Origin of the sequence: Pseudomonas sp. WC2 (assembly GCF_050586545.1) — a bacterium.
GTDB lineage: Bacteria > Pseudomonadota > Gammaproteobacteria > Pseudomonadales > Pseudomonadaceae > Aquipseudomonas.
Genome location: NZ_JBOBDR010000020.1, coordinates 25,049 through 47,381, shown reverse-complemented (window position 1 = coordinate 47,381; position 22,333 = coordinate 25,049). Strand labels below are relative to the sequence as shown.

Genomic DNA, 22,333 nt, shown 5'->3' with positions numbered 1-22,333 from the left:
CCGCGACGGCTTTCAGGCCTGCCATCAAAGCTGACCCAGCACCGGCGTGTTCACACGCACATCGGCGTTCTGGCCACGGTGACGCAGCAGGTGATCCATCAGCACGATGGCCATCATCGCTTCGGCAATCGGCGTGGCGCGGATGCCGACGCACGGGTCGTGACGGCCCTTGGTGATGACGTCGACCGGGTTGCCGTGGATATCGATCGAACGGCCCGGGGTGGTGATGCTCGACGTTGGTTTCAGCGCCAGATGGGCAACGATTGGCTGACCGGACGAGATGCCACCGAGGATGCCGCCAGCGTTGTTGCTGAGGAAACCTTCCGGGGTCATTTCATCGCGGTGTTCGGTGCCGCGCTGGGCGACCGAGGCGAAACCGGCGCCGATTTCCACGCCTTTCACCGCGTTAATGCTCATCAGCGCGTGGGCCAGTTCGGCGTCGAGGCGGTCGAAAATCGGCTCGCCCAGACCCGGCATCACGCCTTCGGCAACCACGGTGATCTTGGCGCCGACCGAGTCTTGATCGCGGCGCAACTGGTCCATGTAGGCTTCCAGCTCCGGCACTTTGTCCGGGTCCGGGCTGAAGAAGGCGTTCTCTTCCACCGAATCCCAGGTCTTGAACGGGATTTCGATCGGACCGAGCTGGCTCATGTAGCCACGGATGACGATGCCCTGGCTGGCCAAGTATTTCTTGGCGATCGCACCGGCCGCCACGCGCATCGCAGTTTCGCGGGCCGAGCTGCGGCCGCCGCCACGGTAGTCGCGCTCGCCGTATTTGTGGTGGTAGGTGTAGTCGGCGTGGGCCGGACGGAACAGATCCTTGATCGCCGAGTAGTCTTTGGACTTCTGGTCGGTGTTGCGGATCAGCAGGCCGATCGAGCAGCCAGTGGTGCGCCCTTCGAACACGCCAGAGAGGATTTCGACTTCGTCGGCTTCCTGACGCTGAGTGGTGTGGCGGCTGGTGCCCGGCTTGCGGCGATCGAGGTCGCGCTGCAGGTCTTCGAGGGAGATCTCCAGGCCCGGCGGGCAGCCGTCGACAATGGCGACCAACGCCGGACCATGGCTTTCGCCAGCGGTGGTGACAGTGAACAACTTGCCGTAGGTATTGCCGGACATGCAGGACGCTCCGTGAAATCAAACCCAAATTCGTGATGCGCGCCAGTATACGCAGGCTAACCGAGTAGTTCATCCTCGAACCTTAGTGGTGCTGGCGAGTCCAACCGGCACCTTGGCGAATGATGGCGTGATGATGCTGCGAGTTTTGATCTTGAGTCTTACCCTGTTTACGGGCTTTGCCCAAGCGACGGTCCTACAACGCCCGGTAACTTTGGATACCGGCACCGGTGAGCTTTTCGGCTCGCTGTTGCTGCCGAAATCCGACAGTCCGGTGCCGGTTGTCCTGATCCTGTCTGGCTCGGGTCCCACGGATCGTGACGGAAACAACCCCGACGGCGGGCGCAACGACAGTCTCAAACGGCTGGCGTGGGTGCTGGCCAAACACAATATCGCCAGCGTGCGATACGACAAACGCGGCGTGGCCGCGAGCCTGGCGGCGACGCCGGATGAGCGCAATTTGTCGGTGGAAGCCTATGCGGCGGATGCGGTGGCGTGGGGGCAGAAGCTCAAGGCTGATCCGCGATTTGGCAAGCTGATTGTCCTCGGCCACAGTGAAGGTGCGTTGATCGCCAGCCTCGCCGCGCCAAAAATGGATGCAGCGGCGGTGATTTCCCTGTCCGGCAGCGCCCGCCCGGTCGATCAGGTGATCCGCGAACAACTGGCCCGCAGCCTGCCGCCGCCGCTGATGCTGCGCAGCAACGAACTGCTCGACAGCCTCAAGGCCGGCCACACCGATGACAATGTGCCGCAACCGTTGCAGGTGATTTTCCGCCCGAGTGTGCAGCCTTATCTGATCTCGCTGTTCCGCCAGGATCCGGCAAAAGCCTTTGCGCAACTGAAAATGCCGGCACTGATCGTTCAGGGCAGCAACGACATTCAGGTCGGCACCGAGGACGCGAAGCTGCTCAAGGCCGCCAAACCGGACGCCGAACTGGTGGTGATCGAAGGCATGAACCACGTCATGCGCATCGTGCACAACGATATGAAGCGGCAATTGGCCTCGTACAAGGATCCGAATTTGCCACTGGCGGCAGAACTCGGCGCGAAGATCATCGAGTTTATTGGCGGACTTCGCGCCAGTTAACCGTTGTTTGCCCTCTAGTCTTGCAGGAAACGGCCGATAAGCCTTTGTCGCCAGCGCAATGGCTGGCGACAAGCAGGGCTTGGACAGGATCTCGCCGTTATGACTGATACCCAGACTTCACCCGACACCACCGCTGAAAAAGACGCACCGCCAGCGGCCGAGCTGCCGTGGGCGGATGTCCACGTCGAGCACCACAAGATGCTCCGTTTGGCCCCGCTGCAAACCGACCGCAACACTGGCGGGCGACCTTTGCGCTTTGTCGAATTCGGCTATGCCGAGCGCAACAGCAAAGAAAAAAGCCTGATGCGCATGGCGATCAAACTGCCCGGCCAGCGTGTGCGCAAAGAGCAGAATCAGCTGGATGTGTGGGTCGATCACACCACCAAGCGGGTGCACTTCGGTCCCGACAGCGGCCTGCAGATCGAACCGATGAACCGTGGCATCGGCCGTTACATGGCCGCACAAGGCATCAATTGGGCGAAAAAGCGTTGGCCGACTTACACCGTCGACGGCATCGACTTGAACAACAAGGATGCGCTGAACGAAGACACCCGTCTGCGTCGCGATCACTTTTTGCGCGTGCACGGGTTTGATGTGGTGTACGCCGATGCCCAGCATTTGAAGGGCAGCGTCAAGGAAGTGCAGGTCGGCGATTTGCTCGGTGACTGGAACAGCGAGAAGCTGCAGATCGTCGAGATTCTCGAAGCGGCGCAGATGCTGCAGCAGGCCGAGCAGAATCTGGCCGAGCAGGAAGTGAAGCTGAAGAAGCAGGAAGACAAGGTCAGCAAGTTCAAGCGTGAAGACGCCGGGTTGCGTTTCACGATTACCTGTCTGGTGGCGTTTGCGGTGTTTCAGGCGGGGTTGTTGATCTGGATTGCCACGCACCGCTGAGGGCTGATCGTTCCCACGCTCCGCGTGGGAACAATCGGCCGATTAGACGCGGGAAGCGAACAGGGCCTGATGATCGCGGCACTGCTCTGCGGTCAGCATGAACACGCCATGTCCGCCGCGCTCGAATTCGAGCCAGGCGAAATCGACTTCCGGGTACAACGCTTCAACGTGCACCTGGCTGTTGCCCACTTCAACGATCAGCAAGCCCTTCTCGGTCAAGTGATCCGCCGCCTCAGCGAGCATCCGCCGAACCAAGTTCAGACCATCATCGCCACAGGCCAGGCCCAGCTCCGGCTCATGCTGATATTCGTCTGGCATGTCCGCGAAATCTTCCGCGTCCACGTAAGGCGGATTCGACACGATCAGGTCGAAACGCTGACCCGGCAAGCCATCGAAACCATCGCCCTGCACCGTGTAAACGCGCTGATCGACGCCATGACGCTCGATGTTCTGGTTGGCGACTTCCAGCGCTTCGAACGACAGGTCGGCCAGTACCACTTCGGCGTTCTCGAACTCGTAAGCGCAGGCAATACCGATGCAGCCGGAACCGGTACAAAGGTCGAGAATGCGAGCAGGCTCGGTGCCGATCCACGGCGCGAAGTGGTTTTCGATCAGCTCGCCAATCGGTGAACGCGGAATCAACACACGGTCGTCGACGATGAACGACATGCCGCAGAACCACGCCTCGCCCAACAGGTAAGCGGTCGGAATGCGTTCTTCGATGCGGCGCTTGAGCAGGCGCTGCAGATTGACCAGTTCGTCGTCTTCCAGCGCGCAATCGAGGTAGCTGTCGGCGATTTCCCATGGCAGGTGCAACGCACCGAGCACCAGTTGCCGGGCTTCGTCCCAGGCATTGTCGGTGCCATGGCCGAAAAACAGATCCTCCCCATGGAAGCGGCTGACGGCCCAACGGATGTGGTCGCGCAGGGTACGAAGTCGGGAAGTGATCACGGGGCAAACTCCAGAAAAAACGACTGGCGATTCTAACAGCCAAAACGCGCCACGACGACGCAGGAAAATCAGCCGGGCGACGGTAGGAGTTTTCTGTTTTTTGCACCGGCTATTGAACAGAACGTGTAACTTGACAAGGCTGCAGGCCAGTAACGACGGTGCCTACGATGGTAGCGATTCACAGAACCGCTCAGCCAGAGGACAATGTCGCAAAAGCCCCACCCCAAGGAGCCCCAGAATGTCCGTTCCAAAAACGATGTTTCAACTCAGCGGTCGCGGTTACGCAGCGGCCACACTGAGCCATGCCACCGTGGTCATCATCGATGCCCAGAAAGAGTATCTCAGTGGCCCGCTGGCCCTGAGCGGCATGGACGCGGCCGTCGCGAACATCAAACAAGTGGTTGCCGCAGCCCGTGCAGCCGGTCGGCCGATCGTGCACGTGCGTCATCTCGGCACCGTCGGTGGCCTGTTCGACCCCCAAGGCGAACGCGGCGAATTCATCCCCGGCCTCGAGCCGCAAGGTGATGAAACCATTATCGGCAAACTGCTGCCGAGCGCCTTCCATGGCACCGAGTTGCTGGATCGTCTGCAAAACCTCGGCTCGCTGGACCTGATCGTCTGCGGTTTCATGAGTCATTCCAGCGTCAGCACCACCGTGCGCGCGGCGAAGAACCTGGGCTTCCGTTGCACACTGGTTGAAGACGCCTGCGCCACTCGCGACTTGCCGTTCAAGGGCCGCGTGCTCAGCGCCGAAGTCGTGCAGGAAGCCGAAATGGCGATCATGGCCGACAACTTCGCCACCCTCGCCTTGACTCAAGATCTGATCTGATTCGCGCGCTGATGGGCGGCCTCAAGCGCCGCTCATCCGCAAAATCCTCTCATTTGCCGCAAATGCCATAGCCTCAGGAACAACCCGGTCAACTCCCGGTCGAAGGGCCGATACCCATTGAGGAAGGTCGGAATGAAGTTATCCGATGGATTTGACGCACGCCGCTTGCGGCCCAAAGGCCAAAGCAACTGGCGATTTCGATTCGGCGCGGCGATCGCGGCCATTCTGGCAACGTTCGGCGTGCTGCTGGCGATGGCCGGGGCGGCCAGCCTGCTCGGGCGCCCACCGGCACTCGGTGACTTGAACGCTACGCCAATGGGCTCGGCGATCATTCTGGCGGTCGGTTTGCTGTTTCTGTATTTCGGTGTCGCCCTGTGGCGCCGTTGCCGCCGTCGCGCACGGCAATCGCGGGAACTGAACATGTCCCCGCACTTGATGAAAAAACACGACTGAATCACCGGCCTGGCTTTTTGCCGGGCCGTTTTGTTTCGACTTGGGTAAACTGGCCGCCCTTCGCGGAGGCTGACATGCAAGACGACGATTTTTCCCTGTTCAAAAACGAGTTGCGCGGCGTCAAACCGATCAAGCACGATCGCGCCGACACCGGCAAACCCAAGGCTGACCGCGCACAGATCGCCAAGCTGCGCCAGTCCGCCACTGTGCGCACCGATGCCACCACGGTTGATGGTCTGTCCGATCAGTTCGTGATCGACGTCGGTCCGGAAGACGAGTTGATGTGGTCCCGCGACGGCGTGCAGGAAAGCCAGATGCGCAAGCTCAAGGTCGGCCAGATTCCGTTCGAAGGCAGCCTCGACCTGCACGGCATGAGCGTGGAAAAGGCCCGCGAAACCTTGTGGGCCTTTCTGGCCGAAGCGACCAAATTCGAAATCCGCTGCGTGCGCGTCACCCACGGCAAGGCCGTGCGTCTGGACGGCAAACGCCCGATGATCAAAAGCCACGTCAACACCTGGTTGCGCCAGCATGCGCAGGTCCTCGGTTTCTGCTCGTGCCAGGCGAAACATGGCGGCGCCGGTGCGGTTTACGTGATGCTCAAACGCACCATGATGGAAGGCCGCGACGAATAATCGCGTTACACCGAACTTGCAGGGTTGTGTCCGCCACCGTACCCTTGCCCTTTGCGAAAATCCCCACAGGTAGTTTCATGTCCCTGGAACAGAATTACACCGCGATTCTCGGCCAATTGGGCGAGGACGTGTCCCGCGAGGGCCTGCTCGACACGCCAAAGCGTGCCGCCAAAGCCATGCAGTACCTCTGCCGCGGTTATGAACAGACGCTCGAAGAGGTCACCAATGGTGCCCTGTTCAGCTCCGACAACAGCGAAATGGTGCTGGTCAAGGACATCGAGTTGTACTCGCTGTGCGAACATCACCTGCTGCCGTTCATCGGCAAGGCGCACGTTGCGTACATCCCGAGCGGCAAAGTGCTGGGCCTGTCCAAGGTCGCACGGATCGTCGACATGTACGCCCGCCGCCTGCAGATTCAGGAAAACCTCAGCCGCCAGATCGCCGATGCAGTGATGCAAGTGACCGGCGCGCTGGGCGTGGCCGTGGTGATCGAGGCCAAGCACATGTGCATGATGATGCGCGGTGTCGAGAAGCAAAATTCGTCGATGATCACTTCGGTGATGCTCGGTGAGTTCCGTGAAAACGCAGCGACCCGCAGCGAGTTTCTCAGCCTGATCAAGTAATCTGCAGCACGAAGAAAACCGGCATTCATCGCCGGTTTTTTTTCGTCCGTGAAAAATCGGGTAAGCTGCGCGCCTTTCTCAATCTGCACCGTGAGGCTTTCAACGTGTTCGTCAAAGCGCTTCGTGTCGGCCTCGGCCAACTGGTTATCTTCATCGACTTCATCACCCGTCCGGGCAAGAAAAAACGCCCCGCCGCTGCCCAGGCTCAAGTAGATGCCTCCGCGAAGGATCTGACCCTGTACCAGTTCCACGCCTGCCCGTTCTGCGTGAAAACCCGCCGTACTTTGCGTCGTTTGAATGTGCCGGTAGCGCTGAAGGATGCGAAAAACAACGAGCAGGATCGTCAGACGCTGCTGGAACAGGGCGGCCGGATCAAAGTGCCTTGCCTGCGCATTGAAGAGAATGGGCAGACGACGTGGATGTATGAGTCGAAGGTGATTATTGATTATCTGGATAAACGCTTCGCGGCAGTCTGATGATTATGTGGTGGGCTGATTGACGCCTTCGCGAGCAGGCTCGCTCCCACCCTTTGGAATGCATTTCCACTGTGGGAGCGAGCCTGCTCGCGAAGAGGCCCTCTCAGCCGCCTCAAATTCCAGACAAAAATAAACCGGCCCATGAGCCGGTTTATTTGTTTTCACGCCGCTTTCTCTAGCTGAGCCCGGCGCACCACCGCCGCCAATCGCTTCAACCCTTCATCCAGTCGCGCCGGATCGATGTGGCTGAAGTTCAGGCGCAAATGCCCGTGATGGTTATCTGGCTCTGGAAAGAACGGTTCACCCGGCATAAACGCTACGTCATTGGCCAACGCCTCGTTGAGCAAGGTTCGCGTGTCCAGCGGTTGCTTCAACGTCAGCCAGAAAAACAGCCCGCCTTGAGGCATGTTCCAGTCGGCCAAATCAGAAAAATGCGTTTCCAGCGCGGCTTGAAATGCATCCCGGCGCTGGCGGTAGAACCCGCGCAATTCACTCAAATGCTGTTGATATTTCTCCGTACCGATCCATTGCAGCGCCTGCCACTGGCCGATGCGGTTGGTGTGCAAGTCCGCCGATTGCTTGAGTTTGAGCAGATGCGGGAACAGATCCGGGCTGGCGATCAGGTAACCAACGCGCAGCCCCGGCAGCAGGGTTTTCGACACGGTGCCGGTGTAGATCCAGCTGGATTTCTGCAAGCGTCCGGCAATCGGTTTGGCGCTGCCGCCGTCGAAGGTCAGTTCGCGGTACGGTTCATCTTCGATCAGTGTGACGCCGAACTCGTCGAGCAACGCGGCAACCGCTGCGCGTTTGGCTTCGCTGTAGCGCACGGCGGATGGGTTCTGGAACGTCGGGATCAGGTAGATGAACGCCGGACGATGTTGCTCCAGACGACTACGCAACTGCGCCAGGTTCGGACCATCGGACTCTTGCGCTACGGTCAGGCAATCGGCGCCGAACAACTGGAATATTTGCAGCGCGGCGAGATAAGTCGGCGCTTCGAGCAGGATCTCCGTGCCCTTGTCGATGTACAGCTTGGCCGCCAGATCGAGGGTTTGCTGGGAACCACTGACCACCAGAACCTGACTCGCCTGACATTCCAGGCCGAGCGCCCTCGCCTCCGCCGCCAACGCTTCGCGCAACGCCGGTTCGCCTTCACTCATGCCGTATTGGCCGAGCGCCAGCGGCATCTCAGCCCACTCGACTTTCGGCAGCATGGCTTCGGCCGGCAAGCCGCCAGCGAACGACATCACTTCGGGACGCTGAGCGGCGGCGAGGATTTCACGGATCAGAGAACTTTTAAGGCGCGAAACACGTTCGGAAAAAGCCATAGGGGTCACCGGTAGCGAGGCGGATGAAAAATGAGTCAAACTGGTTGACTGAAATTACGACAGCTTGAGCGAGTACGTCAACATGCTTGACCTTAAAAACCCATCCAGCCAACAACAAGCGATGGAAGCGTTTTTCTTCGGCTATCAGGCGTTCACCGCCAAGGCTGACGAAATGCTCGAGCGCCGCGGCCTCTCCCGGGTGCACCAACGCATTGTGTTTTTTATCGCGCGCTATCCGAATCTGAGTGTGAAGGAGTTGCTCGGATTGCTGGGCGTGAGCAAACAGGCGTTGAACATGCCGTTGCGCCAGTTGCAGGAGATGCACCTGGTCGACAGCGTGGCGTCGGAGGCCGACAAGCGTAAGCGGTTGCTCGAGTTGACGGCGGAAGGCGCTAAGTTCGAGCAGGCGCTGCGGCGTGAGCAGGTGAAATTGCTGGAGCGGGTGTTTGCCGAGGCTGGGGAGGCGGCTGTGAATGGGTGGTTGGCGGTGAATTTGGCGTTGGGGAACAGTCAGGCAGTGCTCGATTGAATGGGACGGCCTCTTCGCGAGCACGCTCGCTCCCACATTTGACCGCATTCCGATGTTGGAGCGAGCTTGCTCGGGAAGGTGCGCTCAAGGGCGATATATCCCTATCGACGGTACTTTCGTAAACAAAACCAAAAACAATATTTGCTTTATTTGTACACAAAAGCATAATCCACAGCGTGCGAGTTCCTGACCGCATGGTCAACAAATTCGCGTATGCCTCAAAGGGCCGCTGCCACCCCTCATGGGTCCGGCCCTGGAAATAACAATAAAACTCTTGAGGAGTACTCGCTGTGGAAAGCCGCAAATCCGAAGCATCGACGCTGGATCTCTCGCCACCAATACGCGGTGGCTTGCTGGAACGTCTGTTTAAACTCAGCTTGCATGGCACCACGGTGAAGACCGAGCTGATTGCCGGTCTGACAACCTTCATCACCATGGCTTACATCATCTTCGTCAACCCGAACATCATGGCCGATGCCGGGATTGATCACGGTGCAGCCTTCGTCGCCACCTGTATCGCCGCTGCGCTGGGCTGCCTGTTGATGGGCCTGTACGCCAACTGGCCGGTGGGTCTGGCGCCGGGCATGGGCCTCAATGCGTTCTTCACGTACACCGTGGTCGGCACCATGGGCTACAACTGGGAAACCGCGCTCGGTGCGGTGTTTGTCTCCGGTGTGCTGTTCATGATCCTGACGTTCTCGCGGATTCGCGAATGGCTGCTCAACAGTATTCCGGTCAGCCTGCGCTTTGCGATGGGCGCCGGTGTCGGTCTGTTCCTCGGTCTGATCGGTCTGAAAACCGCCGGCATCGTCGTCGACAGTCCAGCGACACTGATCAAGCTCGGCTCCCTGCGTGAACCTGGCCCGCTCCTCGCCGCCATCTGCTTCCTGATGATCGCGATCCTCAGCTACCACCGCGTATTCGGCGCAATCCTCATCAGCATCATCACCGTGACCCTGGCCGGTTGGGGCCTGGGCATCGTGCATTACGAAGGGATCATGTCGACGCCACCCAGTCTGGCGCCAACTTTCATGGCGATGAACGTGGCCGGCGTGTTCAACGTCAGCATGATCAGCGTGGTCCTGGCGTTCCTCTTTGTGCACATGTTCGACACCGCCGGCACCCTGATGGGCGTCGCCCAGCGCGCCAATCTGGTCAACGCCGACGGTCGCATCGAAAACCTTTCCCGCGCAATGAAAGCCGACAGTGCCTCCAGCGTGTTCGGCGCCGTGGTCGGTGTTCCTCCAGTAACAAGCTATGTAGAAAGTGCTGCCGGCGTGGCCGCTGGTGGTCGGACTGGTCTTACCGCAGTCACCGTAGGTGTGCTATTTATAGCGGCAATGTTTTTCGCACCGCTGGCCGGCATGATTCCGGCCTACGCCACCGCCGGTGCATTGATCTACGTTGCGATGCTGATGATGGGCGGCATGGCCCACATCGAGTGGGACGAAGCCACTGACGCCATCCCCGCCATCGTCACCGCGATCATGATGCCACTGACCTTTTCGGTCGCCGACGGCATCGCGCTGGGCTTCATCACTTACGTGGCGTTGAAGGCCGGCACTGGCAAGTACAAGGAAATTTCCGTCAGCCTGTGGGTGCTCTGCGCGATCTTCATCGCCAAGTTCATCTTCTTGTAAGCGCTAAGCGGTTCAGGCTTCAAAACAGCCTCACCCTTGCGGGTGGGGCTTTTGTGCATTTTTCAATACAACAAAAAGGAGGAAAGTGATGAGTCTGGAAACCTGGCTGCTGTTCAGCGGTGCTGCACTGGTGGTGATCCTGATTCCGGGGCCGCTGTCGTTGCTGATGATCAGCAACAGTCTGAATTACGGATTGCGCCGTTCTTATCCGGCATTTCTCGGCGGCGTGACCGCGTCGATCTGCCTGCTCAGTGCCTCGGCGCTCGGGCTGGGCGCTTTGCTGCTGGCCTCGGAACAACTGTTCAGCGCGTTGAAAATCGTCGGCGCCTTGTACCTGTTCTACCTCGCCTGGCAGAGCTGGCAGCAATCGCGCCAGCCATCGACCGGCGCTGAAGTGCCGCAAGCTGCCGCAGTACCGCGCTTCCGTGCACTGTTTGGCCGAGCCTTCGTACTGGGCGCGAGCAACCCGAAAGACATTCTGTTCTTCGCCGCGTTTCTGCCGCAGTTCCTCAGCGCCGAGCAGCCGTTCCTGCCACAGCTGTTGATCATGATTGCAACCTGGACCGTGCTCGATTTGTTGTGCAAATTGACCTACGGCCTCGGCGCTCACGGTGCCGCGCGTTATCTGCGCAGCGGCAAGGGCCAGAGCTGGTTCAACCGCATCAGTGCTGCGCTGTTCGGCACCGCTGGCGGTGTTTCGCTGCTGAGCAGCCACTGATCCGCCGCAGCCCTCGCCAGAATTGCTGGCGAGGGCAATCACCCGCTCATGCCTCGCAATACCCCGTAACCACGCAATATATATGTATGCCTCTCCCCCGCTGATCCATCGCTAGCATCTCCGGCCATCCCCCGGCGAGCGTTTCGCCGACGGCCCAGACAAGCGATCAACGATCGGAGAGTTACCGTGTATAAACCTCCAAAGCCAGTCCCTGGCACCCACACCCCCACGACGCCTGGCAGCGGCACACCCGTCACGCCGGATACCGTCAACATCGTGCCTCCCAGGCTTACGCCAGACGCGACACCCATCATTCCGCGCCCGGATCTGCCCGGCATTCTTCAGCCCGGCAGTGAGCGCCCCGTCGACCCGACCCAGGCTGGCACAACGCTCGACACCCAACCGGCGAGCCCCGCAGAAGTGATCGTCGTCGACCTGACCAGCCCCGATTCTCCGAACGTTCCGCCTGACCTGGTGGTGCTCGGTGCCGACAGCGCCCGCGACCGCATGCCCCTCGGCGATACCGGTCTGTTCGTCGATTCGAGCAGCACGCTGTATGCCGACGTGCAAGGTCTGGGCGTGACCAGTATCCGCACCGACGGTCAAGGTCAGTTTGTCCTGGCGAGCCAGTCGCCCCATCAGGATCTGTTGGTACTGACGCGCGTCGACGGCACGTCGAAATGGCAAACACCCGCCGACGCCACACCACCGGCCGCTGCTGACTGGAACATCCCCGTTTCGCCGCCCGCGCCGGTGCCATTGAAGAAGCTCGAAATTTCCGTATATCAGCAGGCCTTTCTCACCGAGCCTGATGCCGATGGCACGTCGTGGAGCGTGCGAGGAAACGCCAACAGAAGGTATGCCCGCATCAAGGACGGCGGCGTGGTAATGGTGACCACCCACCGCAGTGGTGACATTCGAGCCATCAGCGCGACCAATCCAAATGCCAAAGGTCCGCTGCTTGAGCGCATTGAAGGCACCTCGCTGTGGCAAGAGAAACCCCAAGCTAAAGACACCGTCAAGCGCCCCGCGCCTCCCTCGATGGATACCGGGCCAAGCAAACGCGTACGCCTCGAGCCACCGAGCCGATCGCCAGGCAACCCAGCGCAACGCGGCAACAGGCCCCGCCTCAACCCGGATCTGTGGCGCACGTGGGGAGAGGCCGAGCCGAGTCTTTCCGGGTCCATCAAGATCGGTGGGCAGCACTACCGAACCCTGCCCGGCTCGTCGGCGGACGTGGCGGTGATTCGTCCATTTACCTTTCCTGAAGGGTTTGATTCATTTGAAGGCATGCTCATTGCTCAACCCTGGCGACAACCCGTTCGCGCCGTGTCGCAGGTGAGCACCCCGGCTTCCAACTCAACGGATGTACCCACCGCGCAATGGCACGTCACCGGGCCGATCTTCGACAAACCGCTGACGCAAAGCATCGCGGAGAGCTTCGACAGTTTCACCGAAGTCACCGCTCGGACACTCGCCCGAGGTTTGTTCGAAAGCACCTTTCCCTCCAATGAAATGACGGCCAATGGCTTGCTGCACCTCTCAAACACCCTGGCCCGATGGAGGGGCGCGCCGTCGACGGACAGCAGCGCCGCTGCTGCGCTCGGGAACCTCAACGATCCGCTGCAATTGCTCCCGGTGTTTCATAGCGGCGAAGTGTCCGGATGGCGCACGTTGTACCTGCCGTTGGTCGACCATGCTCAGGCAGCGCACCGCGTCGACTTCAAATTGCGTCATGACGAATGGCAAACCTTTCACCAAGGCGTGAACCAAATGCTGATCCGGCAGACCTATCAAACCCTGCTGACACGCTGCGGTTACGAGGTTTTCCCCCCTTCTGCGCAAAGCGCGGGTGCAACGCTGGTGCTGAGGCGAGCCGATCAAACCTATTTCATGACCCTGCGCAACACCTCGACCCGTCACCTTGCCTACGACTTGCCGAGGGATCTTTACTCACAATCCATGCGCACTTATCTAGGTCACGAAACTCATCAGGTGGTGGTCGAGGCACACGAAAGCAACACGCTGAACTGGCTCGTCGGGGGCGTCCATCTCACCGAAGCCAGGCAGACGGACTTTTTTATTTACCGCGTTTCCGCCCCTGAACTTAAAGCGGCAAGAAAGCCCGGCCAGCAGCCTTTACCGGAACTTGATGCGTACCCTTCGCAGGCCACTCGGCCAACGCAAGCCACGCTGGCCAATCGCGACATTCCGGTGGAAGCGTCGCCACCCCACTCGATTTCCGTCGAAGGCGAGCGCCATGCGTTACTGCCACGGGCAACCGATGACTTGATTGTCTACATCGACGACCCGGCCCATCCGGCCCGCAGTTTCGACACACTGGAAACGGTGCTGCACATCAACAAGCACCATCAACCGCGCGGTGCGATCCGTGTGCCACCGGAAAATGCCTGGAAAATCGACCCCTTCATGGCCTTCGAAAAATCCATGACGGCCTCGGTTGCCGACTTCTTCCCGGTCTTCTCTTCGATCACCTTGCACAATGTCGCGAGGCACCAGTTCATTCTGGCCAACGGCTCCACAACCACCACGGGTGCCGGATTGACCGCCCTGCGGCAAACCTTCAACGACTGGCGGGTGGGTAATCCGGCCTCACGAGCGGAACTGGCCGAACCGTTGCTGATGCTGCCCACCCTGCCGATCACCCCGGAAAGCGGCCAGGCCGTTCGCAAACTGGTGATACCGGACAAAGTCAGCGGTGACCTGACGCGCATCGATCTGGAGGTCAATTACTACCGCTCCGATTACGACTACTTCCTCGCGCATCCCGGCGGACTCAACTTCAAGGTGTACATGGCGGACATGCTCAGGCGCACGGGATACAGCGTGATCCAGCCCAACGGCGGCAACGCCTGGCCGGCGCTGGTGTTCACGCGCGAGGGGCATGACCGGGTATTTTTCCTGAGCCTGTATCGCATCCGCGAAAACTTCATCCCGCTGCCGCTGACGCCTGATCCACGCACGGCGAGCACACTGATCGACCGCATTGGCGAGCCGGCTTCGCAAGTGCTGCTGGACGCCGACGCCGGTGGCAAAGTGATCTGGCTTAAGGGCGGGATTCAGCAAACGGCAGGCATGGAGACGGTGTTCATGGTCAGGGACGACATTCCAATGATCTGATCAGCGAGGCCCGAGCATCACCACGGCACCAAAACTGCGCACAAAAAAAAGCCCGCAGTGTGAGCGGGCGAAAGACCAAAGAAGCTATATGCGCAGTCGCTTCCCGGTGGGGGCAGCTGCTTGGGGGTCAGCTGCCCCGGTACGTGGAATAGCTGTAAGGTGAAATCAGCAAAGGCACGTGGTAGTGATCCTGTTCGGCAGAGATGCCGAAGCGCAGCACCACCACGTCCAGAAATGCCGGTTCCGGCAACTGCACGCCACGGGCGCGGTAGTAATCGCCCGCATGGAACTGAACCTGATAAACGCCGGTGCGATAGTCATCGCCTTGCAGCAGCGGTGCATCGACCCGGCCATCGCTGTTGGTTACGGCACTGGCGACCAATTCCAGTTGCGAACCTTCAACGCGGTACAGCTCGACCTTGATCGAACTGCCCGGGCAACCGTGTGCAGCGTCCAAAACGTGTGTTGTCAAACGTCCCATTGATTCTGCGCGCCTGCCTGCGTGGAAGCAGTCAGACCTCGCGCCTCCCGAAGTCAGATAAAAAGGAGACCGCACCGATTCGGAGCACGAAAAGCTGCGGCGAGCGATTGATTAAGACACTTTTCAAAAAAATTGTACACAATAAAAACGACATTTTTTCCGTCACCCCCGCCATCCGGGCATTTACCACGGATAGGCCGGTAAAGCGCCTGATCAGTGAACCTCCGATCCATTAGCTGACTGATCAGGCAGGTTTCTTGCAGGTTGACGGCTATCCCCGTAAAAGATGACAGCCGGTGAAAAATGCGAAAATTCAGGCTTACAAATTGCGATTGAAGTTGTATACAATCAGCCCATCGCTGTGACGCCAGCCTGCCAGGCCGCCACACCCATCTGTCAACGAACAAGAAGGAAACTGCAGTGAGCGCTGACTACCCACGCGACCTGATCGGTTACGGCAGTAACCCTCCTCACCCACACTGGCCGGGCAATGCCCGCATCGCCCTGTCCTTCGTACTCAATTATGAAGAAGGCGGCGAGCGCAACATTTTGCACGGCGACAAAGAATCCGAAGCCTTCCTGTCCGAGATGGTTGCTGCTCAGCCGCTGCAAGGCGCGCGCAACATGAGCATGGAATCGCTTTACGAGTATGGCAGCCGTGCCGGCGTCTGGCGGATCCTGAAACTGTTCAAGGAATTCGACATTCCGCTGACCATCTTCGCCGTCGCCATGGCCGCGCAGCGCCACCCGGATGTGATCCGCGCGATGGTCGATGCCGGCCACGAAATCTGCAGCCACGGCTACCGCTGGATCGACTATCAGTACATGGACGAAGCGCAGGAACGCGAGCACATGCTCGAAGCGATCCGCGTCCTCACCGAAATCACCGGTGAGCGCCCACTGGGCTGGTACACCGGCCGCACCGGCCCGAACACCCGTCGTCTGGTCATGGAAGAAGGCGGTTTCCTCTACGACTGCGACACCTACGATGACGACCTGCCCTACTGGGAACCGAACAACCCGACCGGCAAGCCGCATCTGGTGATTCCTTACACCCTCGACACCAACGACATGCGCTTCACCCAAGTGCAGGGTTTCAACAAGGGTGACGACTTCTTCGAATACCTCAAAGACGCGTTCGACGTGCTCTACGCCGAAGGCGCCGAAGCGCCGAAGATGCTTTCGATCGGTCTGCACTGCCGCTTGATCGGCCGTCCGGGTCGCCTCGCGTCGCTCAAACGCTTTATCGAATACGCCAAAAGTCATGAACAGGTGTGGTTCAGCCGTCGCGTTGACATCGCGCGTCACTGGCACGAAACCCACCCGTACCAAGAGGCCGCGAAATGAGCCGCTTTCAAACCCTGCAACCGTCGACCCTGAGCCGCGACGCTTTCGTCAAAGCCTTCGCCGACATCTACGAACATTCGCCATGGGTGGCCGAGAAGGCCTACGACCTCGGCGCGGACGCTTCGATCGACGAGATCGAAACCCTGCACCAGCGCATGAGCGACATCCTGTTGAGCGCCGATCACGCCAGTCAACTGGCACTGATCAACGCTCACCCGGACCTGGCCGGCAAAGCGGCCGTCCAGGGCCAACTGACCGAAGCCAGCACCAATGAACAGGCTGGCGCCGGTATTCACCAATGCACGGCCGAAGAGTTCCAGCGCTTCACCGAGCTGAACGACGGCTACAAGGCCAAGTTCAAGTTTCCCTTCATCATGGCGGTAAAAGGCAGCAATCGGCATCAGATCCTCGCGGCGTTCGAAACGCGCATTCACAACTCGCAAGATACCGAGTTCAAATGCGCGCTGGCGGAGATCAACAAGATCGCCCTGTTCCGTTTACTGACCCTATAGCGAGCCTGACCCGAGTACATCAAACGCGGAGAGTACCCAGGGTCTTGCAAGCATCCCCAGCCACTTATTTAAAGGCAGACAAGAAGAATGAAAGCTTACGCCGTACCTTTCGAGAAGTTCGTCAACCTGGCCGATGCCCGTCTGGGCACCAAAATCATCTCGGTCACCGATGACTGGTTCGCAGACGCCAATCGTCTGTTCCAACCGACCCCGGCCGTATGGAAGGAGGGCGTGTTCGATGACAACGGCAAGTGGATGGACGGCTGGGAATCGCGCCGCAAGCGCTTCGAAGGCTTCGACAGCGCGGTGATCCGTCTGGGCGTACCGGGCTCGATCAAAGGCGTGGACATCGACACTTCATTCTTCACCGGCAACTTCCCGCCATCGGCCTCGCTGGAAGCCTGCTTCCTGGCCTCGGGCGAGCCTGATGAAAACACCCAGTGGACTGAAGTGCTGTCGGCCGTCGAGCTGCAGGGCAACAGCCACCACTACCACGAAATCAGCAACGACCAAGCGTTCAGCCACCTGCGCTTCAACATCTACCCGGACGGCGGTGTTGCCCGTCTGCGCGTGTACGGTGTGCCGCATCGCGACTGGTCGGCGGTTGGCGACAACGAGCAAGTCGATCTGGCAGCAGCCCTCAACGGTGGCCGCGCCCTCGCCTGCTCCGACGAACACTTCGGCCGCATGAGCAACATCCTCAACCCGGGCCGTGGCATCAACATGGGCGACGGCTGGGAAACTGCTCGTCGTCGCACGCCGGGTAATGACTGGGTGATCGTCGCGCTGGGTCATCCGGGCGAGATCGAGAAGATCGTCGTCGACACCCTGCACTTCAAAGGCAACTACCCGGACACTTGCTCGATCCAGGGCGCGTTCGTCAAGGGCGGTACGGACAGCCAGATCGAAACCCAGTCGCTGTTCTGGCGCGATCTGCTGCCAAGCCAGAAACTGGAAATGCACGCCGAGCACACCTTCGTCGAGCAGATCAAGGCACTGGGCCCGATCACCCACATCCGCCTGAACGTGTTCCCGGACGGTGGTGTGAGCCGCCTGCGCGTTCTCGGCAAGGTCGCTAAATAACGCCGCACTGATCGTTCCCACGCTCTGCGTGGGAACGCATCACTGGACGCTCTGCGTCCGTTCTGGATGTGACGCGGAGCGTCACGGGCTGCATTCCCACGCGGAGCGTGGGAACGATCACTCAACGAAAAGAAGAACAGCATGCGCACACTAACGATTGAACCGCTGACCAAAGAAGCCTTCGCCCCTTTCGGTGACGTGATCGAAACCGACGGCAGCGATCACTTCATGATCAACAACGGTTCGACCATGCGCTTCCATAAACTGGCGACGGTCGAAACCGCTCAGCCTGAGGACAACGCGATCATCAGCATCTTCCGCGCCGACGCGCAGGACATGCCACTGACCGTTTGCATGCTGGAACGCCATCCGCTGGGCAGCCAGGCTTTCATACCGCTGCTCGGCAACCCCTTTCTGATCGTGGTCGCGCCAGTTGGCGATGAACCTGTATCAGGCTTGGTCCGCGCCTTCGTCACCAACGGCAGGCAGGGCATTAATTACCATCGCGGCGTTTGGCACCATCCGGTGCTGACGATCGAAAAGCGGGATGACTTCCTGGTGGTTGATCGCAGTGGCACAGGCAATAACTGCGATGAGCATTTTTTCAAAGAGGATGAGCGTTTGATCCTCGCCCCCCACCAATAAGAGAAGGTCTGATCACTCGACAACAAGAGTGACAGGCGAGAGGTAAAGACTGTGGAAGCACATCTGTTGGAATGGCTGAACCTGAGCGTGCGCTGGGTTCACATGATTACTGGCGTGGCCTGGATCGGCGCGTCGTTCTACTTCGTCTGGCTGGAGAACAACCTCAACCGCGTCAACCCGAAAACCGGCCTGGCCGGTGACCTGTGGGCGATCCACGGTGGCGGTATCTATCACCTCGAAAAATACAAACTGGCTCCACCGACCATGCCGGACAACCTGCACTGGTTCAAATGGGAAGCCTACTTCACCTGGATGTCGGGTATCGCGCTGCTGTGCGTGGTGTTCTACTCCAACCCAACGCTCTACCTGCTGGCTCCGGGCAGCACACTGAGCGGCCCTGAAGGCGTGGCCATCGGTATCGGCTCGCTGTTTATCGGCTGGTTCATCTACTCCTTCCTGTGCGACTCGGCCCTGGGCAAACGCCCTGCTCTGCTGGGCTTCATCCTGTTCGTGCTGATCATCGGCGCGGCATATGGCTTCAGCAAAGTGTTCAGCGGTCGTGGTGCGTACCTGCACGTTGGCGCGATCATCGGCACGATCATGGTCGGTAACGTGTTCCGCATCATCATGCCGGCGCAGCGTGCACTGGTTGCGGCGATTGCCGAGAACCGTACGCCGGATCCGGCGCTGCCGGCCAAAGGCTTGCTGCGTTCACGTCACAACAACTACTTCACCCTGCCGGTGCTGTTCATCATGATCAGCAACCACTTCCCGAGCACTTATGGCAGCCAGTACAACTGGTTGATCTTGGCCGGGATCGCGGTGTTGGCCGTGTTGGTGCGTCACTACTTCAACACCCGTCACGACAGCCACAAGTTTGCCTGGACCCTGCCAGTGGCAGCGGTGGGCATGATCACCCTGGCCTACGTCACCGGCCCAACGCCGATGTCGACCGCGCCGGAAGTGGCCAAGGCTCCGGCAAAAATCGAGTACCAACCGCTGCCTGAAACGGCACTGGGCGGTGGCGCGAAACCCGCTGAAGCGGCACCGGCAGCCCCTGCCGAACCCGCAGCAGCACCGGCGCAAGCCTCCAACGCAGGCCCTGGCTTTGACAAAGTGCACAGCGTGATTCAAGAACGCTGCGCGGTTTGCCACTCGGCCAAGCCAACCAGCCCGTTGTTCAGCGCTGCACCAGCGGGTGTGATGTTCGACACCCCTGAGCAAATCCGCCAGAACGCGGCGCGGATTCAGGCACAAGCGGTCACCAGTCAGATCATGCCACTGGGCAACATCACGCAGATGACCCAGCAGGAACGTGACCTGATCGGCGCCTGGATTGTGCAGGGAGCCCAGACCAACTAAGCCGTAAAACTTCGCGAGCCAGCTCGCTCCCACAGAGATCGCGCATTTCCTGTGGGAGCGAGCCTGCTCGCGAATCGCCTTAATGCGTTTTACCTGATGCAAAGAAACAGCTGTGAGCAACCCGGCAGCTGTTAATCACAAGAATAAAAAGATCCGAGGTGTTGCATGTCCGAGCTGTCCAAAGCGCGCATCCCCGACGCACCCGCCATTCAGCGATTGCCCCTTTTGCAACTGATCCTGGTCGGTTTGCAACATGTTCTGCTGATGTACGGTGGTGCCATCGCGGTGCCGCTGATCATTGGACAGGCCGCTGGCCTGAGTCGTGAAGAAATTGCCTTCCTGATCAACGCTGACCTCTTGGTCGCCGGTGTCGCCACCATCGTCCAGTCCATGGGCATCGGCCCGATGGGCATTCGCATGCCGGTGATGATGGGCGCCAGTTTTGCCGCAGTCGGCAGCATGGTCGCCATGGCCGGCATGCCCGGTATCGGCCTGCAAGGCATCTTCGGTGCCACGATCGCCGCCGGTTTCTTCGGCATGATCATCGCGCCGTTCATGTCCAAGGTCGTACGCTTCTTCCCGCCTCTGGTGACCGGCACGGTCATCACCTCGATCGGTTTATCGCTGTTCCCCGTGGCCGTGAATTGGGCCGGTGGCGGCGTCGATGCTGCACAATTCGGCTCACCGATTTATCTCGCCATCGCCGCTCTGGTGTTGGGCACTATTCTGCTGGTCCACCGCTTCATGCGCGGTTTCTGGGTCAATATTTCCGTACTGATCGGCATGTGCTTCGGCTACATCCTGTGCGGCGCGATCGGCATGGTCGACCTGAGTGGCATGGCCAACGCGCCATGGATTCAATTCGTCACCCCGCTGCATTTCGGCATGCCGAAATTCGAACTCGCGCCGATCCTGTCGATGTGTCTGGTAGTCGTGATCATCTTCGTAGAATCCACCGGCATGTTCCTCGCGCTGGGCAAGATCACCGGCCAGGAAGTCTGCCCACGCATGCTGCGACGCGGCCTGCTGTGTGATGCCAGCGCTTCGTTTGTCGCCGGTTTCTTCAACACCTTCACCCACTCCTCGTTCGCGCAGAACATCGGCCTGGTGCAGATGACCGGCGTGCGCTGCCGCTCGGTGACCATCGTGGCCGGGGGCTTGCTGATCGTCCTCAGCCTGCTGCCGAAAGCGGCATTCCTCGTCGCCTCGATTCCACCGGCCGTTCTCGGCGGTGCAGCGATTGCGATGTTCGGCATGGTCGCCGCCACCGGCATCAAGATTCTTCAGGAAGCCGACATCGGCGACCGTCGCAACCAGTTGCTGGTGGCGGTGAGCATCGGCATGGGCCTGATCCCGGTGGTGCGCCCTGAGTTCTTCGCCCATCTGCCAATGTGGATGAGCCCGATTACTCACAGCGGCATCGCCATGGCAACGCTCAGCGCGCTGACGCTGAACCTGCTGTTCAACATTCTCGGCGGCAAAGAGCGCGCGGCGATCAACGACTGCCACGCACACCAGCACTAACAGCAACACGGATATCCCCTTGTTGTAGCGAGCCTGCTCGCTGCCACAAGGGGCAGCAACAGCTCTGCGCCTCAAACAATAAAAACAAGAGGGAGCAACAGATGATTCGTACACAGACAAATGTGCTGTTAAGCGGTGGCCTGCTGGCTGCGAGTCAAGCCATGGCCGGCGATCTCCTGCTGTGGCAAACCAACAGCCTCAGCTATCTGTATGGCAAGAATTTCGCCATCAACCCGTCGATTCAGCAAACGCTGACCTTCGAGCACGCCGACAAGTGGCAGTACGGCGACAACTTCCTGTTCGTCGACAAGATCTTCTACAACGGCAAAGAAGATGCGAACAAAGGCCCCCACGCTTTCTACGGCGAATTCAGCCCACGCCTGTCCTTCGGCAAGATCCTCGACCAGAAACTCGAGTTCGGCCCGATCAAAGACGTTCTACTCGCCATGACGTATGAATACGGCGAAGGCGACAGCGAAGCCTATCTGATCGGCCCCGGCTTCGACCTCAAGGTGCCCGGCTTCAACTACGTCACCCTGAATTTCTATCGCCGCCAGACCGAAGGCCCGCGCCCCGGCGACGGTGTCTGGCAGATCACCCCGGCCTGGTCGTACAGCTTTCCCCTGGGCAATTCCGATGTGCTGATCGACGGCTACCTCGACTGGGTGGTCGACAACGACGAGAACTCGCGCGGCACCTACCACGCCAACCTGCACATCAATCCGCAGATCAAATACGACCTCGGCAAAGCCTTGGGCTGGAGTCAGAAGCAGCTGTACGTCGGCACCGAATACAGCTACTGGAAGAACAAATACGGCATCGAAAACACCCACAATTTCGACACTAATCAGAACACCGCCAGCCTGCTGGTGAAGGTGCACTTTTAAGATGGCCCGCAACCGTGCTCCATACCTGTCGTCGGTGCTCTGTTGCGGGGCACTTGAGAGCTGGCCGAGGAGTCAGTATTC

Annotated in this window: 22 protein-coding genes; 18 read left to right on the top strand and 4 right to left on the bottom strand. The window is 59.7% G+C overall.

The window, feature by feature from the left end; translation table 11 throughout:
* Positions 1-24 precede the first annotated feature (24 nt).
* Positions 25-1,116: a chorismate synthase gene (gene aroC / locus ACQ4OE_RS22045; protein WP_122594924.1), complete on the bottom strand. Its 1,092-nt coding sequence runs from the start codon at positions 1,114-1,116 to the stop codon at positions 25-27.
* A gap of 130 nt (positions 1,117-1,246) precedes the next feature.
* On the opposite strand from aroC, the gene ACQ4OE_RS22040 reads away from it, so the two are divergent.
* Together ACQ4OE_RS22040 and ACQ4OE_RS22035 are read left to right on the top strand one after the other, a co-directional pair.
* Complete coding sequence (locus ACQ4OE_RS22040) at positions 1,247-2,200, top strand: alpha/beta fold hydrolase (RefSeq protein ID WP_122594956.1); 954 nt, start codon at positions 1,247-1,249, stop codon at positions 2,198-2,200.
* A gap of 99 nt (positions 2,201-2,299) precedes the next feature.
* Positions 2,300-3,091: a hypothetical protein gene (locus ACQ4OE_RS22035; protein ID WP_430947903.1), complete on the top strand. Its 792-nt coding sequence runs from the start codon at positions 2,300-2,302 to the stop codon at positions 3,089-3,091.
* Positions 3,092-3,133: 42 nt separating this feature from the next.
* On the opposite strand, the gene prmB is transcribed toward ACQ4OE_RS22035, so the two are convergent.
* On the bottom strand, positions 3,134-4,042 hold the full coding sequence (prmB, locus tag ACQ4OE_RS22030) for a 50S ribosomal protein L3 N(5)-glutamine methyltransferase (protein WP_122594926.1): 909 nt from the start codon (positions 4,040-4,042) through the stop codon (positions 3,134-3,136).
* 238 nt (positions 4,043-4,280) lie between these two features.
* Here prmB and ACQ4OE_RS22025 point away from each other — a divergent pair, with 238 nt between their 5' ends.
* From ACQ4OE_RS22025 to ACQ4OE_RS22005, 5 genes are all read left to right on the top strand, one after another.
* A complete protein-coding gene (locus tag ACQ4OE_RS22025) occupies positions 4,281-4,871 on the top strand; it encodes a cysteine hydrolase family protein (RefSeq protein WP_122594927.1) in 591 nt (196 codons plus the stop codon).
* A 132-nt stretch (positions 4,872-5,003) separates the two neighbouring features.
* Positions 5,004-5,324 carry a hypothetical protein gene (locus tag ACQ4OE_RS22020; protein ID WP_007914024.1) on the top strand — a complete coding sequence of 107 codons (321 nt, stop codon included), beginning with the start codon at positions 5,004-5,006 and terminating at the stop codon, positions 5,322-5,324.
* Positions 5,325-5,398: 74 nt separating this feature from the next.
* Positions 5,399-5,956, top strand: coding sequence for a Smr/MutS family protein (locus tag ACQ4OE_RS22015; RefSeq protein ID WP_430947902.1), 558 nt, complete (start codon positions 5,399-5,401; stop codon positions 5,954-5,956).
* A 77-nt stretch (positions 5,957-6,033) separates the two neighbouring features.
* Positions 6,034-6,579, top strand: a complete 546-nt coding sequence (folE, locus tag ACQ4OE_RS22010; protein WP_003442011.1) for a GTP cyclohydrolase I FolE — start codon at positions 6,034-6,036, stop codon at positions 6,577-6,579.
* Positions 6,580-6,683: 104 nt separating this feature from the next.
* Positions 6,684-7,055 (top strand): glutathione S-transferase N-terminal domain-containing protein, encoded by a 372-nt coding sequence (locus ACQ4OE_RS22005; RefSeq protein WP_122594929.1) that lies wholly within the window; start codon positions 6,684-6,686, stop codon positions 7,053-7,055.
* Positions 7,056-7,216: 161 nt separating this feature from the next.
* Here the strand turns inward: ACQ4OE_RS22005 and ACQ4OE_RS22000 are convergent, their stop codons facing one another.
* Positions 7,217-8,383, bottom strand: coding sequence for a PLP-dependent aminotransferase family protein (locus tag ACQ4OE_RS22000; protein WP_430947901.1), 1,167 nt, complete (start codon positions 8,381-8,383; stop codon positions 7,217-7,219).
* An 82-nt stretch (positions 8,384-8,465) separates the two neighbouring features.
* Here ACQ4OE_RS22000 and ACQ4OE_RS21995 point away from each other — a divergent pair, with 82 nt between their 5' ends.
* The 4 genes from ACQ4OE_RS21995 (at position 8,466) to ACQ4OE_RS21980 (ending at position 14,411) form a co-directional block, all read left to right on the top strand.
* Positions 8,466-8,912, top strand: a complete 447-nt coding sequence (locus ACQ4OE_RS21995) for a MarR family winged helix-turn-helix transcriptional regulator (protein ID WP_430947900.1) — start codon at positions 8,466-8,468, stop codon at positions 8,910-8,912.
* 290 nt (positions 8,913-9,202) lie between these two features.
* Complete coding sequence (locus ACQ4OE_RS21990; protein WP_122594932.1) at positions 9,203-10,552, top strand: NCS2 family permease; 1,350 nt, start codon at positions 9,203-9,205, stop codon at positions 10,550-10,552.
* A gap of 88 nt (positions 10,553-10,640) precedes the next feature.
* Positions 10,641-11,270 (top strand): LysE family translocator, encoded by a 630-nt coding sequence (locus ACQ4OE_RS21985; protein WP_122594933.1) that lies wholly within the window; start codon positions 10,641-10,643, stop codon positions 11,268-11,270.
* A gap of 186 nt (positions 11,271-11,456) precedes the next feature.
* Complete coding sequence (locus tag ACQ4OE_RS21980) at positions 11,457-14,411, top strand: hypothetical protein (protein WP_430947899.1); 2,955 nt, start codon at positions 11,457-11,459, stop codon at positions 14,409-14,411.
* A gap of 127 nt (positions 14,412-14,538) precedes the next feature.
* Here ACQ4OE_RS21980 and uraH read toward each other — a convergent pair whose 3' ends face one another.
* Positions 14,539-14,892: a hydroxyisourate hydrolase gene (gene uraH, locus ACQ4OE_RS21975; protein ID WP_008080901.1), complete on the bottom strand. Its 354-nt coding sequence runs from the start codon at positions 14,890-14,892 to the stop codon at positions 14,539-14,541.
* A 420-nt stretch (positions 14,893-15,312) separates the two neighbouring features.
* Between uraH and puuE the strand changes: the two genes are divergently transcribed.
* From puuE to ACQ4OE_RS21940, 7 genes are all read left to right on the top strand, one after another.
* Positions 15,313-16,239, top strand: coding sequence for an allantoinase PuuE (gene puuE, locus ACQ4OE_RS21970; RefSeq protein WP_093441662.1), 927 nt, complete (start codon positions 15,313-15,315; stop codon positions 16,237-16,239).
* Positions 16,236-16,751: a 2-oxo-4-hydroxy-4-carboxy-5-ureidoimidazoline decarboxylase gene (gene uraD / locus ACQ4OE_RS21965; protein ID WP_430947898.1), complete on the top strand. Its 516-nt coding sequence runs from the start codon at positions 16,236-16,238 to the stop codon at positions 16,749-16,751. Before puuE ends, uraD begins: the two co-directional genes overlap by 4 nt.
* An 87-nt stretch (positions 16,752-16,838) precedes the next feature.
* Positions 16,839-17,834, top strand: coding sequence for an allantoicase (alc, locus tag ACQ4OE_RS21960; RefSeq protein ID WP_008080896.1), 996 nt, complete (start codon positions 16,839-16,841; stop codon positions 17,832-17,834).
* A gap of 141 nt (positions 17,835-17,975) precedes the next feature.
* Entirely contained in the window at positions 17,976-18,479 is a 504-nt protein-coding gene (locus ACQ4OE_RS21955; RefSeq protein ID WP_024012211.1) for an ureidoglycolate lyase, read from the top strand.
* A gap of 51 nt (positions 18,480-18,530) precedes the next feature.
* The gene (locus tag ACQ4OE_RS21950) at positions 18,531-19,841 is read left to right on the top strand and encodes a urate hydroxylase PuuD (RefSeq protein WP_122594938.1); all 1,311 of its coding nucleotides are present in this window, start codon (positions 18,531-18,533) and stop codon (positions 19,839-19,841) included.
* 165 nt (positions 19,842-20,006) lie between these two features.
* Positions 20,007-21,365, top strand: a complete 1,359-nt coding sequence (locus ACQ4OE_RS21945) for a nucleobase:cation symporter-2 family protein (protein WP_430947897.1) — start codon at positions 20,007-20,009, stop codon at positions 21,363-21,365.
* A 101-nt stretch (positions 21,366-21,466) separates the two neighbouring features.
* On the top strand, positions 21,467-22,252 hold the full coding sequence (locus tag ACQ4OE_RS21940; protein WP_430947896.1) for an outer membrane protein OmpK: 786 nt from the start codon (positions 21,467-21,469) through the stop codon (positions 22,250-22,252).
* The last annotated feature ends 81 nt before the right edge of the window (positions 22,253-22,333 follow it).